At 71.0% G+C, this 13,531-nt stretch carries 11 protein-coding genes; 4 read left to right on the top strand and 7 right to left on the bottom strand.

What is annotated here, in order from left to right; genetic code table 11:
- Positions 1-7: 7 nt before the first annotated feature.
- The 4 genes from ETAA1_RS09705 to ETAA1_RS09720 all read right to left on the bottom strand — a co-directional run bounded on the left by ETAA1_RS09705 (position 8) and on the right by ETAA1_RS09720 (position 6,702).
- A complete protein-coding gene (locus ETAA1_RS09705; RefSeq protein ID WP_145236929.1) occupies positions 8-3,013 on the bottom strand; it encodes a DUF1553 domain-containing protein in 3,006 nt (1,001 codons plus the stop codon).
- An 88-nt stretch (positions 3,014-3,101) separates the two neighbouring features.
- On the bottom strand, positions 3,102-5,087 hold the full coding sequence (locus ETAA1_RS09710) for an ATP-dependent DNA helicase (RefSeq protein ID WP_145236932.1): 1,986 nt from the start codon (positions 5,085-5,087) through the stop codon (positions 3,102-3,104).
- An 81-nt stretch (positions 5,088-5,168) separates the two neighbouring features.
- Entirely contained in the window at positions 5,169-5,921 is a 753-nt protein-coding gene (locus tag ETAA1_RS09715) for a 2-oxo acid dehydrogenase subunit E2 (protein WP_145236934.1), read from the bottom strand.
- A 4-nt stretch (positions 5,922-5,925) separates the two neighbouring features.
- Positions 5,926-6,702: a class I SAM-dependent methyltransferase gene (locus tag ETAA1_RS09720; RefSeq protein ID WP_145236937.1), complete on the bottom strand. Its 777-nt coding sequence runs from the start codon at positions 6,700-6,702 to the stop codon at positions 5,926-5,928.
- A gap of 198 nt (positions 6,703-6,900) precedes the next feature.
- Between ETAA1_RS09720 and ETAA1_RS09725 the strand changes: the two genes are divergently transcribed.
- Positions 6,901-7,311, top strand: a complete 411-nt coding sequence (locus ETAA1_RS09725) for an SRPBCC family protein (RefSeq protein ID WP_145236940.1) — start codon at positions 6,901-6,903, stop codon at positions 7,309-7,311.
- A 6-nt stretch (positions 7,312-7,317) separates the two neighbouring features.
- Here the strand turns inward: ETAA1_RS09725 and ETAA1_RS09730 are convergent, their stop codons facing one another.
- From ETAA1_RS09730 to ETAA1_RS09740, 3 genes are read right to left on the bottom strand one after another with little or no spacing between them, the layout of a single operon-like run.
- On the bottom strand, positions 7,318-8,247 hold the full coding sequence (locus tag ETAA1_RS09730) for a glycosyltransferase family 2 protein (RefSeq protein ID WP_145236942.1): 930 nt from the start codon (positions 8,245-8,247) through the stop codon (positions 7,318-7,320).
- Entirely contained in the window at positions 8,244-9,593 is a 1,350-nt protein-coding gene (locus tag ETAA1_RS09735) for a phenylacetate--CoA ligase family protein (protein ID WP_145236945.1), read from the bottom strand. The genes ETAA1_RS09730 and ETAA1_RS09735 overlap by 4 nt, the downstream gene beginning before the upstream one ends.
- A gap of 22 nt (positions 9,594-9,615) precedes the next feature.
- A complete protein-coding gene (locus tag ETAA1_RS09740; protein ID WP_145236948.1) occupies positions 9,616-10,545 on the bottom strand; it encodes an NAD-dependent epimerase/dehydratase family protein in 930 nt (309 codons plus the stop codon).
- A gap of 94 nt (positions 10,546-10,639) precedes the next feature.
- Here ETAA1_RS09740 and ETAA1_RS09745 point away from each other — a divergent pair, with 94 nt between their 5' ends.
- From ETAA1_RS09745 to ETAA1_RS09755, 3 genes are read left to right on the top strand one after another with little or no spacing between them, the layout of a single operon-like run.
- Complete coding sequence (locus ETAA1_RS09745) at positions 10,640-11,974, top strand: c-type cytochrome (protein WP_145236950.1); 1,335 nt, start codon at positions 10,640-10,642, stop codon at positions 11,972-11,974.
- 14 nt (positions 11,975-11,988) lie between these two features.
- Entirely contained in the window at positions 11,989-12,660 is a 672-nt protein-coding gene (locus ETAA1_RS09750) for a leucine-rich repeat domain-containing protein (RefSeq protein ID WP_145236953.1), read from the top strand.
- 14 nt (positions 12,661-12,674) lie between these two features.
- Positions 12,675-13,529 carry a lipase family protein gene (locus ETAA1_RS09755; RefSeq protein WP_145236956.1) on the top strand — a complete coding sequence of 285 codons (855 nt, stop codon included), beginning with the start codon at positions 12,675-12,677 and terminating at the stop codon, positions 13,527-13,529.
- The last annotated feature ends 2 nt before the right edge of the window (positions 13,530-13,531 follow it).

Here is a 13,531-nt window from a genome sequence, read left to right on the forward strand (position 1 = left end):
CCGGGGTTCAGTCGGCGAACACGAACTCGTTCAGGTTCAGCACCACGCGGCACGCCGCGGGGAGGCCGTGCGCCGCGGCGTAGTCGCCGAGCGAACGCCGCTCGTCGGGCGTCGGCGCCCGCCCCGTCGCGATGCGGAACGCGGCCGCGGCGCGGCCGGTGTCGTCGGTCGCAAGGGGCCGCACCCGGTCCGCGAGGTGACCGGCCATCGTCACCGCCAGCCGGTTGTTCAGCAGCGCCAGCGCCTGCTGCGGCGTGATCGTCTGGTTCCGCCGGTCCACGGCGAGCGACGGGTCGGCGCAGTCGAGCGCCGCCATGAACGGCTGCTGCTTCGACCGCACCACGAACCGGTACACCGCCCGCCGGTGGCTCGCCGGGTCGTTCGGGTTGTGGAGGTGGTACTGGTAGTGCGGCGAGTGCTCGGGCCGCTCGACGACGAAGTCGCGGAAGCTCGGCCCGCCCATCGTGCGGTCGAGCTTCCCGGCCGCCCACAGGATCGAGTCGCGCACCACCTCGGCCTCCAGCTTCCGCCGGTTCTGCCGCCACAGGAAGCGGTTGTCGGCGTCGGCGCGGGCGTACTCCGCGTTCGTCGCCGAGCCCTGGCGGTACGTCGAACTCGTCACGATGAGCCGGTGCAGGTGCTTGAGGCTGTCGCGGTCGCGCAGTTCGGCGGCGAGCCAGTCGAGCAGTTCGGGGTGCGTCGGCAGCGCGCCCATGCGGCCGAAGTCGTTCGGCGTCTCGACGAGGCCGCGGCCGAAGTGGTACTGCCAGACGCGGTTCGCGGCGCTGCGCCAGACCAGCGGGTTCTTCGAGTCCGTGACCCACCGCGCGAGCGCCGCCCGGCGGTCGCCCTCGCGGTGGTTCGGCGGCAGGTCGAACGCCGCAGGGAGCCCCGGTAGCTGCGAGAGCGGCCCGGGTTGAACCTCGCGGCCGGGCTTGGTCACGTCGCCGCGCGGCAGCAGGTGGATCGGCCGCGGTCGGCCGGCGTTCGTGCCGGTGCCGACGAAGTTGCCCGAGCCGGTGTGAACCGCGCCGACGTAGGCGGTGCGCTGCGTCGGCGGTAGCTTCCGCAGTTCAAGATCGGCCCCGTCGCGGTCGGCGACTGCGGCCCGCCACGCGACGGCGTCCGCGGGCGCGAGCGCGTCGTCGAACCGCTTGGCGCGTCGGGCGGTGAGTGCCGTCACGTCCTCGGTCGCGGTGCCGGTCGGGAACTTGCCGTCGGTCAGGTTGGACCGGCGCCACCGCGGCGCTGCTTCGATGCTGTCCAGCGACGTGGCCGCCTTCCCGGCCGCCCGGTTGGCACCGGCCGCGTCGATCGCTTCGAGCTCGGACACGGCGAGGATGTAGTCCGTGGGCATCCGGCTGACGAGCCGCGTCGCGGTGAGGCGGACGTAGCGCCCCTTCGCGCCGTTGGCGGGCAGGCGTACCGCGGTCAGGCCGGGGTTGGGGAAGTCGGCCGCGGTGTGGTCGGCGACCAGCGCCGGCCGCGCGAACGCGGCGTCGTCGGACACTTCCACCTTGAACCGCACCGGGAAGCCGAACCCGGCGCCGATGCTGTTGAAGTCGTCGTGGCACGGCCGCAGCACGACGCGGTCGAGCGCCACGGTCTCGCCGAGATCGACCTGCACCCACTTCGCCCGGTCGGGCTGGGCCTCGATGGCCGAGTGGTAGCCGTGTTCCGCGGGGCGGGCGCCGGGCTGCTTCGCGGCCGCGATCTGCTTGTCGAGTTCGACCAACTCCGGCCCCGCTTTCGCCTTCGCGGCTGACTCGATGCGGCTCACCCGCTCCTGCGCCGCGGACCGCTTCGCGGTCAGCTCGGTGCGCTTCGCCCCGGTGGCGGGGTCGGGGTCGTACTGGCGGTCGGCCCGGTCGATGGCCGCGAACACGGCCTGCAACCGGTAATAGTCCTCCTGCGGGATCGGGTCGAACTTGTGGTTGTGGCACTGGGCACAATGCGCCGTCAGGCTCAAAAACGAGCCCACGGTGTTGGAGACGAAGTCGTCGCGGTCCAGGTGGCGGGCCACGCGGCCGTCGATCTTCGACTCGGGCAGCTCGACGTGGCCGATGAAGTCCCACGGGCCGGCTGACAGGAACCCGAGCGCCTCGAACCCGTCGGCGGTGCCGGGGAACAGCACGTCGCCGGCGATCTGCTCCTGCACGAACCGCGAGTACGGCTTGTCGGCGTTGAACGCCCGGATGACGTAGTCGCGGTACGGCCACGCGTTCGGCCGCGGCTGGTCCTTGTCGTACCCGTGCGTCTCGCCGAAGTGGACCACGTCGAGCCAGTGCCGCGCCCACCGCTCGCCGAAGTGCGGCGACGCCAGCAGCTTCTCGACCAGCTTCTCGTAGGCGTCGGGGGCGGGGTCGGCAGCGAAGGCGTCGATCTCCTCGGGCGTCGGCGGCAGGCCGATCAGGTCGAAGGAGAGCCGGCGGATGAGCGTGCGCCGGTCTGCTTCCGGCGAGGGAGACAGGTTGCGGGTGCGGAGCGTGGCGAGAACATAAGCGTCGATCGGGTTGCGGATCGGGAACGCGACGGCCGCGGGCGGGGTCGGCACCGGCGGCCGGGTCAGCGGCTTCAGCGACCACCAGTCGGCGGGGTTGGCGGCGGCCGAGCCGTCGTCGGGCCAGCGGGCGCCCTGCTCGACCCAGCTGCGGAGCACGCCCACCTGCGCGGCGGTGAGGCGTTCGCCGCGCGGGGGCATCACGTTGTCGGGGTCGGCGCCGCTCACCAGCTTCAGCAGGTAGCTGTCGTTCGCGTTCCCGGCCACGATTGCCTTGCCGCTGTCGCCGCCGCGCAGGGCGTCGGCGCGGCGGTCGAGGCGGAGGCCGCCCTTCTGCTTCTCGGGGCCGTGGCACGAGACGCAGTGCCGGTCGAGGATCGGCTTCACGTCCTTCGTGAAATCGACGGGCGGGCTCTTGGCCGGGGGAGCGGGCTGGGCGTCGAGGTGACCCGCGGCGAGGAGGCCGGCCGCGGCGAGCGCCACGGCCGCGGGGCCGGCGAGGCGGCAGAACATGGACGGCATCCCGAAGGAAGCGGGGCAGGGGTCCGCGCCCATTAACCTACACGACGAGGCAATCGGTCGCACCCCGGTTTCCCGCGCGTCACACTGCGGCTGACGCGGCGCGCCGCGCCGCCTCCACCCCGTCCACGAACCGCTTGCACTCCGGCAGCGCCTCCAGGAACATCCGCCCGTACGGCTTCGTCAGCACCCGCGGGTCGAACAGCACCACGATGCCGCGGTCCGTCGCGGTGCGGATCAGCCGGCCGAAGCCCTGCTTCAGCTTGATCGCCGCCTGCGGCACCTGAAATTCCATGAACGGGTTGCCGCCGTCCGCCGCGATCTTCTCCAGCCGCGCCTCTGTGAGCGGCCGGTCGGGCACCGCGAACGGCAGCTTCGTGATGATGACGTTCGAGAGCGCCTCGCCGCGCACGTCCACGCCCTGCCAGAAGCTGTCCACGCCGAACAGCACCGCCTTCGGCGCCGTCCGGAATTGCTCCAGCAGCCGCGGCGCCGGCAGCCCCGACCCCTGCGCCAGCAGCGTGTAGCCGTGCTTGGCGAACCACGGCCCCAGCTGGGCCGCGGCGCGGTTCAGGAACGTGTAGCTGGTGAATAGCACGAACGCCCGGCCCTTCGTCTTCTCGATGTACTCGGGGAGCCGCGCCAGCACCTCGTCCTCGTACTTCGCAGCCGACGCGGACGGGTCCGGCATGGTGCGAAACAGGTGGAGCTCGACCTGCTCGCGGAAGTTGAACGGGCTGCCGAGTTGGTGCGCCTCGGCCTCGTCGAGCCCGAGGCGGCGCTGGAAGTGGGCGAACCCCTCCTTCCCGCCCGCGGAGAGCGTGGCGCTCGCCATCACCACCGTCGGCACGCGGTCGTACAACTGGCGCTTCAGCTCGGGGCCGACCTCGATGGGGGCGCTGGCGAGCGACACCCGCGGCACCCGCCCGGCCCGCACCTCGACCCAGTACACCTGCCCCGGCAACTCCTGCCCGAGCCACTCGCGCACGCTCGTCGCCATGCCCATGAGCCGGTCGGCCCGGCTGACCAGCTCGATCTTCTCCTCGTCCGACTTCAGCTTGTCCGCGGCGGTCGTCAGCTGCGTCGCCAGCTTGTCCAACTCCTCGGACAGCCGGTCGGGCACCACGTTCTTCTCGCGGACGCGGCCGGTCCCCTTCGGCTGAATCTGCTGCCACTGGTGGACGGCGAGGAAGAACGTCTCCGCGGCCTGGCGGGTCCGTTCGAGCTGGGCGATGCTTTCGGCCGTGCCGAGGGTAGCGAGAATCCCCTTGTGCGACCGCGGGGCGAGGAGCTGGTTCAGGATGTACTCGACGCCGCCCTGCGACACCGCCAGCCCGAGGTGGTCCGCGGCCACGTCTTCGAGCGTGTGCGCCTCGTCGAAGATGACGACCTGGTAGTCCGGCAGCAGCCCGCCGCCGGAGCGCCGCAGGGCCAGGTCGGCGAAGAACAGGGCGTGGTTCACGACCAGCACGTTGGCCCCGAACACTTGCTTGCGGGCCTTGTAGTAGAAGCAGGTGTCGTGGGTGGGGCACTTCCGGCCGAGGCAGTTGCCGCCTTCGCTCTGCACCAGATCCCAGACGCTCTCGAACGGTTGAAGCGGCAGGTCGGCCTTGCTACCGTCGCGGGTCTGGCGCGACCAGCGGCCGATCTGCACGAGCTGGTCCACGGCCCCGGGCGTTTCCAGCAGCGAGTTCATCTTCTGCTGCGCGGTGTGGAGGCGGCGGAGGCTGAGGTAGTTGCCGCGGCCCTTGACCAGCACCGGCCGGAAGTCGAACGGCAGCGCCTTCTGGAGGAACGGCAGGTCCTTGCGGATGAGCTGTTCCTGGAGGCTGATGGTGTGCGTGGAGACGACGACCTTGAGGTCCTTCTTGGCCGCGGCGAGGATGGCGGGGACGAGGTAGGCGAAGCTCTTGCCGACACCCGTGCCGGCCTCGACGAGGAGCTTGTGCTTGCCGTCGATGGCGGCGGCGACGGCCTCGGCCATGTCGAGCTGCTGGGGCCGCGACTCGAAGCCGGGGTAGCTGGCGGCGACGAGCCCGCCCGGACCGAGGATGGACGCGATGGACATTTGGTGATTGTGCCAGCGGAGGGGTGGCCGGGGGAAGCCCGGTTGAGGGGGCGCGACCGAGCTTCTCGAAAAGGCTAGGGGTTACGCGGCTTTCGCAACATCGCCGCGCAGCTCGTCGAGGATCGGTCCACACAGCACGGCTTCCAGTTTCGCCAATACGCGGGCGACGTTGGCCCCGTCGAGTACGCGGTGGTCGTAGATGAGCCGCACGTCGCACCCGCCGTCCGCCGCGATCACGCCGTAGTTCAGCAGGGTCGTCCACGGCGAGAGCGGGTGGAGCGACTCGGCCCCGAGCCCGGAGTAGACCGACACCGCAAACGTGCCGGCGTAGTTCGCCCGCTGGCGGCCCACGTTCAGGGCGACCCACATCAGCAGCCGGCGGACGAGCCTCGGGTAGCCGGCGACGGTCAGGGCGCGGCGAAACGTCTTTACCTCATCGACCGGCGCGGTGGCCGCGTACTTGAGGTGGTCGGCGATTTGGCGAATCGACAGCGCGGCCGGGTCCTTGATCCGGTAGCCGAAGACCGCCTTCTCGCTCTCGTAGTCGCGCTCGACCGTGACGTACGCGGCGCTCGCCGGGTACTCGTACAGGTGGGCCCACGGGAACTTGACGTACGCCCGGCGGAGGTCGGGCACGTCCGCCGCGACGAGGGCGTACGCCTTGGTGAAGATCGCCGTCCAGGCTGGTCGGTCGGCAGTGGCGTTCCGGGCGGCGACGAGCGGGGCCAGGTTCATCCGCCGCTGGACCGGCACCGTGGGCACGCCGGCCGCGAAGTACATGAGGTCCGCGACCATCCGCCGCGGGCGGGAGAGTGCAACCGCTCGGCCGCGCATCGGGCTACCTCGTCGGCTTCACGGCCCGGAAGATGAACGCCTGCTGGGAGTAGCTGAGGCGGTGCTCGATGCGGGTGTACCCGGCGGCCGCGAGTTTCTCGGCGATCTCGTCGGCCGGGAGGTAGTGGAACCGGCCGGTCCGGGCCTCACGCTTCAGCCACGCCCCGTACCGCATCATCCGCCACGACCGCTTCAGGAATTCGAGCGGCCGCCGCGTCCGGAAGATGCCGCCGAGCGACTCGACCCCTACGCGCAGCCACGACGGCTCGGGCACGTTCACCGAGAACACGAACCGCCCGCCGGGCCGGATCACCCGCAGCACCTCGGCCAGGATGGTGTCGTACGCGGCGGTGGTCCACCGCCCCTCGGCCTCGGAGTACGACTCGGCATACGTGATCGAGAGGCCGGACACGGCGTGGTCGAACGAGTCCGACGGGACCTGCGACAACCCGTCGCTGAAGTTGTGGCACTCGAACCGGACGCGGTCCCCGGGCGGCGGGGCAAGCGTTTTGCGGAGCTTCGCGTACGCCTGCTCGTTCACCGCGGCGCAGTCCAGCCCGACCACCTCGGCGACGGCGCCGTTCGACCGCTCCCACAGGGCGGCGCTCAGCGGCCCGCTCCCGCAGCCGAGGTCGAGCCACCGCTCGCCGGCGGCCGGGGCGCACCAGTCGATGGTGTCGGTCAAGAGTTGGCGGTAGGGGCGGAGTTCTTGCTGCGACCAGAACGCCTTTGCACACTTCGCGTCCGGCCAGAAGTTCCGCACCGCGGGCGCCACGCCCATGCCTCGCCTCCGTGCCGTAAGGCCATTTCCCGTATCAGTGGTCTTACCCCCGGTGCCTCATCTCGCACAATATCACTTCCGCTCCCCGCTCGGAGTCGCGACCCGAGGTGCAGCTACAGGGCGTCGCCCTCGCGCGTCACGAGTTGCCGACGACCAGGTCCGAACGACGATCCGGGGAGCAGGACGAGAGGGGCACCCATGAAGGTCACGGTCGAGGCGACGGTCGCGGCGCCGGTCGAGGCGGTGTGGCGGGCCTGGACGACGCCCGACGACATCAAACAGTGGAACGCCGCGTCCGACGACTGGCACACCACCGCCGCCAGCGTCGACCTGCGCGTCGGCGGGCGGTTCTCGTCGCGGATGGAGGCCCGGGACGGCAGCGCGGGCTTTGACTTCGCCGGCACGTACACGACCGTCATTCCGCTCGAACTGATCGAGTGCGCGATCGGCGAACGGACGCTGCGCGTGGAATTCCACCCGAACGGGGCCGGCGGCGTCATCGTCCGCGAGACGTTCGACGCCGAGGAGACGCACACCGTCGAGCAGCAGCGCGCCGGCTGGCAGGCGATCCTGGACCGGTTCGCCCGGCACGTCGAGGGGCGCTCCTGACAGCCGTCACACGTTCGCCGTGGCGTTCTCGGCCGCCCCGGCCTCGCGCCGGCCGCGTGCCCACGCCAGCAGCGCGGCGGCCAATCCCTTCGCCGACGCCAGCCGCGCGTCGGGCCAGCGCAGCGCCGTCGCACACCACCGCGCCGCGGCTAGTGGCTCCGACTTGCGGACGACGTAGCCGAGCGTGCGGCACGTCGAGGCGTAGCCGGCGGCGATCACGCCCGCGGGCACTTCCTCGCCCACGGCGTAGCGCGTCTCGGCCCGGTGCATGATCGAAAGGGCCGTCGCCACGCGGTCGGCCAGCTTCTTCGACAGGTTACCGTGACCGGTGCGGTACGCCACCAGCTCCTCGTCCACGAAGTCGAAGCCGAACCGCGCCGCGACCCGCAGCCACAGGTCGTAGTCGATCGCTAAATCCCACCCGGGGTCGAACGCCCCCACGGCGCTGAACACCTCGCGCCGCACCACCACCGACGAGAAGCAGACGAAGTTCTGCACGAACATCGGCGTCAGCACGCGGCCGGTCGGCGGGGCGGGCGTCGGTGTGTGCGGCAGCTCGATTCCGTTCTCGTTCATCAGCGAGCGGCGGCAGAACACGACGGCTACGCCGTCCGTGAATCGTGCCAGCTGCTTCTCCAGCTTCGTGGGCTGCCAGGCGTCGTCGGCGTCGAGGAAGGCGACGAACCGGCCGCGGCTCAGGCCGATGCCGAGGTTCTTCGCCCGCGACTGGCCGAGGCGGTCGGAGCGAACGTACTTCACGCGCGAATCCACGAGGTACGGCCGGACCGCGGTGGGCGTGGCGTCCGAGGAGCCGTCGTCCACGATGAGCAGTTCCCAGCCCGGGAGCGTCTGCGCGACCACGGACTCGACCGCGGTCGGGAGGAAGCGGGCGTAGTTCTTCGCGGCCATCACCACGGAAACGAGCGGCTTGGTCATGCGCTCAGCGCCTGGAGGTGATCGCGGGCGGGCTTCGAGATGCAGAATCGGTACTTCCCGCTCGGTTCCTGCGGGATCGCGTCCACCAGTTCCACGGCGAACCGCACCGTCGGGCCGAACGTGTCGCGCACCAGCTTCTCGATCTGCGTGTGACTGGCAGGGCCGAACCCGTCGCCGGCGACGAGGCGGATACGCAAGTCGTGGATAGTTTCCTGCACGATCTGCACCTGGGCGGTGCCGTCGATCAGCAGCGCGAAGTTCTCGGTCAGCGAGATGCCGCTGACGAGCGTGCCGGCGGGCGTGACCACGTAGTCGGCCTCGCGGCCCTCGATGCGATCCAGCAGCGGCAGCCCGCGGCCGCACGTGCAGGCGCGCCCGGCGCCGACGGCCACGTCCCCGATCTGGTAGCGGATCAGCGGCATGGCGCGGTTTACGAGGTCGGTCACGACCAGCGGGCCGGGCGTGCCCGTGCGTGCTTCCACGAACACGTTGTCGGCGTTGACGTGGAGCCCGGCGTGGGCCTCGCACTCTGACGCGATCAGGCTCACTTCCTCGCACCCGTAGCGGTTCGTGACCGGCGTGCCGAACACCTCGGCGATCAGCTTCCGCTGGTAGTCGTGCAGCACCATCGCCGTCGAGATGATGCCGTTCGGGCGGATGTCGAGCACACCTGTCTTCTTCAGGTGGCAGGCGACGAGGTACAGCGAATGCGCGTGACCGAAGATCAGGCCGGGGCGGTGGCGGCGCACTTCCGCGGCGAACGCGGCGACCTTCGCGTCGGTGAGGTGGATGGTGTCGAGGTAGACGGCGCGGTCGAGGAGGCGGTTGCGGAGCCGGCCGCGCCAGCCGTGGTGGAGGTACTCGGGGTTGCCCCACACCTTCGCCACCCGCTGCCCCAGGCGGTAGCCGCTCCACTGGTCAGAGCGGATCGTGCAGGCGTGCTTCCACTGCATCGCCGGCTCGTCCACCCGGATCGTCAGCGGCACGCCGGTCGAGCCCGACGTGCGCTTCAGCCGCAGCTTCGCGCAGCGGTAAGGGGTGGAAAGAAGTTCGGACTCGTGGGCGCGGATGTCGGCCTTCGTGAGCACCGGAAAAGCGGTCAGGTCGGCGAGCGTCTTCACGTCGGCGGGGTTGACGCCGACGGCGTCCCACGTGCGGCGGTAGTAGGGGACGGTAGCGTAGGCGTGGGTCAGCTGCACCTTCAGCGCGGCGAGCTGTCGGGCGGCGACGGCCGCAGGCGGGTCGTACTGCCTCTGCTCCAAAAGGCGGAGGTAGTGCAGGTGCCGGCTCTTCGCCCGGCGGGCGAAGTACGGTTGCGCGACGTGGCGGTTCAGGAAGGTGAGCATCCGTGCCCTCAACGATGCCGGCTCAGGTCAGTGTCTTCTGCCACTCCACCTGGCGGGCCAAACCCTCGTCCAGCGGCGTTGTCGGCTTCCAGCCGAGGTGGCGGTACAGTTTCGACACGTCGGCGCCGGTGGCGAGCTGGTCGCCGGGGCGGCTCGCGGCGCGCTCGATGATCGCCGGCTTCCCGATGATCCGCTCCAGCCGGCGGAACACTTCGAGCACCGTCACCAGCTCGCCGCCGCCGAGGTTGAACACCTCGCCCGGCATCGCCCCGGTCGCGCGGACGGTCGCCTCCACGCAGTCGTCGATGTACGTGTTGCCGCGCACCTGCAACCCGTCGCCGGTGAGCGTGATCGGCTTGCCGTGCAGGATGGCGTTGATGAACAGGTGATACCCCATCTCGGGGCGCTGCCGCGGGCCGTACACGCTGAAGTAGCGCAGCACCACGGCCGGCACGGCGTGCTCGTCGTGGTAGACGCGGCACAACTGCTCGGCGGCCAGCTTCGTGATGCCGTAGGGCGAGCCCGGCCGCGTCGGCAGCGCCTCGTCGCCGCTGGCGTACCGGCCGTACACGCTCGACGTGCTGGCGTAGACCAGCCGCTTCAGCGTCGGCGAGCCCTTGAGAGCTTCGAGCAGCCGGTGCGTGGCGGTGAGGTTGTGGCGGGCGTACAGGTCGAAGTCGGTCCAACTGCGGGTCAGGCCGGCCATCGCGGCCAGGTGGAACACCCAGTCGGCGCCGCGCACCACGTCGGGCGGCACGCCATTCGACAGGTCGATCTCGTGAAAGGTGAACCGCGGGTGCGTACGGAACCCGGCCAGATTGCGGACCTTCACCGGCCGCGGGTAGTAGTCGGTAAAACAGTCCACGCCGGCGACGGTGTGCCCGTCGGCCAGCAGCCGCTCGCACAGGTGTGAGCCGATGAACCCGGCCGCGCCGGTGACCACGCAGTTCATGTCGTTCGTTTCCCCGGTCGGATGCTACCCCGCCGGCCGCCGACGCCGCAACCCCGTCTATACTGTAGGACACGCCCCCCAGGGGTTCGCACGCATGCGTCGCCTCGCCGTTCTCACCCTGCTTGTTGTCGCGGTCCCTGTGACCGCCGAGCCGAACGCCGCCGAGCGCGGGGAGAAGGCGCTCACGACGACCGCGTTCATCCCGGCCTTCTGGACGCCGCGGGCCGTGGACAGCGCCTGGAAGCAGTGGGGCGTTGCCGCGAAGCCGGCCGACTACGACGCCGCCCTGCGCGACCGCTACGGCCTCCACCCGGCCCCGTACCCGAACGACGGCCTGCCGATGGGCCTGCGGAAGGCCCGGCACCTGTTCGGCACCGGCGTCGGCGCCGACTGCATGATGTGCCACGGCGGGTCGGTGATGGGCACCAGCTACGTCGGCCTCGGGAACGCCAGCCTCGACATTCAGGGGCTGTTCGAGGACCTGGCCCGCGCCGACGGCATCGCCAAGACCCTGCCGTTCACCTTCTCGCAGGTCCGCGGAACGAACGAGGCCGACGGGTTCGGCGTGTACCTCCTCGGCTTCCGCAACCCCGACCTGAGCATGAAGCCGAGCTGGACGAACCTCGGCCTCCGCGACGACACCTGCGCCGACGTGCCGGCGTGGTGGCTGCTGAAGAAGAAGCGCACGATGTACGCCACCGGCGCGACCGACAGCCGCTCGGTGCGGTCGCTGATGCAGTTCATGATGCACCCGCTCAACGGCCCGGCCGACTTCACGAAGCACGAGCTCGCCTTCCGCGACGTGCAGGCGTACCTCCTGAGCCTGACGCCGCCCAAGTACCCGTTCCCGATCGACGCCGCGAAGGCGGACGCGGGCCGGGCCGTGTTCGCCGAGCACTGCGCCCGCTGCCACGGCACCTACGGCGCGACCCCGACCTACCCGAACCGCATCGTGCCGCTCGCCGAGATCGGCACCGACCCGGTGCGGCACCGCTCGGTGAACGAGGCGTACGCCGCCGCCTACACGGCGTCGTGGTTCGGCAAGGAGCCGGCCGGGTGGTTCGTGGACGGCAAGCTCCTCCGCTGGACGCCCGGCTACCAGGCGCCGCCGCTCGACGGCGTGTGGGCCACCGCCCCGTACCTGCACAACGGCTCGGTGCCGACGCTCGCCGGCGTACTGAACTCGAAGGCGCGGCCCAACCTTTTCACACGCAGCTTCCGCACCGGGGTCGACGACTACGACCGCGACCAGGTCGGCTGGAAGGTGACGGAGCTGGCCGCGCCGCCGGGCGCGGACGTGCCGCCTGTCGAGCGGCGGAAGGTGTACGACACCACGCGCAGCGGCCGCAGCAACGCCGGCCACACGTTCGGCGACGACCTGACCGACGCCGAGCGGCGGGCGGTGATCGAGTACCTGAAGACGCTGTAATCGGTGGGGTCGTCATGTCCGAAACCGTCGGGTTCGCCATCCTCGCCGCCGGCGCGGCGGTCGCCGCGGTCGGGTTCCTGTGGCTCGTCGTGCGGGCGTTCCGTACCCGCTTCTGGTGGGGGCTCGGCACGCTCGTGTTCGCGCCCGTCGGTCTCGTGTTCGCCGCCGTCCACCGCCGCCGGGCGCTCGCCCCGCTTGTCGTCGTCCTCCTCGGCCTCGCGCTCACGGCCTCGCCGGTCGTCATCAACCGCGTCTACCAGCCGCCGCGCGAGGCGGTTGTCGAACAGACGAAGGGCGAGACGCGCGGCACCCTCACCGGTGCGACCGCGACGGACGTGGTCGAGTACCTCAAGGCCCACCGCGGCGACGCCGTGTTGCAGATGGCGAACCGGGCCGACGTGACCGACGCGGTGCTGCTCGAGCACGTCGCCGGGATGCCGAACCTCCGCGAACTCGACCTGAACGACACGCCGATCACCGACGCCGGGCTCGCCGCGGTCGAGACGCTGCCGAAGCTGGAATCGCTCCGCATCGCCCGCACGAAGGCGACGCCCTCCGGCGTGACGCGGCACGTCCTCGCCAGCAAGACGCTTGTCGAGATCGACGTGGGCGGGCTGGGCGTGCCGGCGCCGGCGCTGCGGGCGTGGAAGAACGCCGACCCCGCCCGCCGCAAGTACCTCAACTGAATCGGAGACGCCCCGTGCCCCTATCGCTCGTCGAGGAACCGGCGGACGACCCGCGGAACGCCGCCGCCCTGTGTGCCGCGTGCGACCTCGCGTACCTGCCTGCCGACCAGGGCGCCGCGGCGTTCCGCGACCAGCTCGGCCTGGAGGCGACGCTCGTGTGCGTGGACAACACGCAGGTCTATCTCGCCCAGAACGCGGAGCACGTCGTCGTCGCGTTCCGTGGGAGCGAGAACCCGGCGAGCCTCGACGGGCTCAAGGACTGGCTTCTGACGAACGCGCTGAACCTGCTGGTGCAACCGCAGGGGCCGCTCGCCACGGAGTTCGCCGCGGCCGGCGCCGGGGCGCGATTCCACCAGGGGTTCGTGACCGCGATCACCGCCGTGTGGCCGCAGCTGTTCCCGGCCGTCGAGGCCGAGTTGAAGCGCGCCGACCGGCCGCTGTGGGTGACCGGGCACAGCCTCGGCGGGGCGCTGGCGCTCCTCGCCGCGTGGCTGTTCAAGCGGAAGTTCCTGAACGTACACCAGGTGGTGACGTTCGGCGCCCCGATGGTCGGGAACAAGGACGTGGCCGAGGCGATCGGCCGTGAACTCGCCGGCAAGGTGGTGCGCTACGTCAACTCGCCCGACCCGGTGCCGCTGCTGCCGATGATGAGCCTTGTGAGCAGCGAGTACCTCCACTGCGATCGCGTGGTCGGGCTCGGCGACACGGCAGTGGCGGCGAACCTGCTGGCGTACCTCCGCGACGCCGCCGGCGGCGTGGCCGAGGGCGTGCTGGCCGGCGACCTGCACGACAAGGTGTGGGGCGCCATCCAGCAGAAAGTCAACGCCCACCTCCTCACCGACTACCGGGCACTCCTCGGCGGGTCGTAGCG

It is taken from the genome of Urbifossiella limnaea (assembly GCF_007747215.1).
Lineage (GTDB): Bacteria > Planctomycetota > Planctomycetia > Gemmatales > Gemmataceae > Urbifossiella > Urbifossiella limnaea.

What these genes read in the sequence shown, in the direction of transcription:
- ETAA1_RS09705 (WP_145236929.1), bottom strand. Translation starts at nt 3,013, where the DNA reads ATGTTCTGCCGCCTCGCCGGCCCCGCGGCCGTGGCGCTCGCCGCGGCC.
- ETAA1_RS09710 (WP_145236932.1), bottom strand. Translation starts at nt 5,087, where the DNA reads ATGTCCATCGCGTCCATCCTCGGTCCGGGCGGGCTCGTCGCCGCCAGC.
- ETAA1_RS09715 (WP_145236934.1), bottom strand. Translation starts at nt 5,921, where the DNA reads ATGCGCGGCCGAGCGGTTGCACTCTCCCGCCCGCGGCGGATGGTCGCG.
- ETAA1_RS09720 (WP_145236937.1), bottom strand. Translation starts at nt 6,702, where the DNA reads ATGGGCGTGGCGCCCGCGGTGCGGAACTTCTGGCCGGACGCGAAGTGT.
- ETAA1_RS09725 (WP_145236940.1), top strand. Translation starts at nt 6,901, where the DNA reads ATGAAGGTCACGGTCGAGGCGACGGTCGCGGCGCCGGTCGAGGCGGTG.
- ETAA1_RS09730 (WP_145236942.1), bottom strand. Translation starts at nt 8,247, where the DNA reads ATGACCAAGCCGCTCGTTTCCGTGGTGATGGCCGCGAAGAACTACGCC.
- ETAA1_RS09735 (WP_145236945.1), bottom strand. Translation starts at nt 9,593, where the DNA reads ATGCTCACCTTCCTGAACCGCCACGTCGCGCAACCGTACTTCGCCCGC.
- ETAA1_RS09740 (WP_145236948.1), bottom strand. Translation starts at nt 10,545, where the DNA reads ATGAACTGCGTGGTCACCGGCGCGGCCGGGTTCATCGGCTCACACCTG.
- ETAA1_RS09745 (WP_145236950.1), top strand. Translation starts at nt 10,640, where the DNA reads ATGCGTCGCCTCGCCGTTCTCACCCTGCTTGTTGTCGCGGTCCCTGTG.
- ETAA1_RS09750 (WP_145236953.1), top strand. Translation starts at nt 11,989, where the DNA reads ATGTCCGAAACCGTCGGGTTCGCCATCCTCGCCGCCGGCGCGGCGGTC.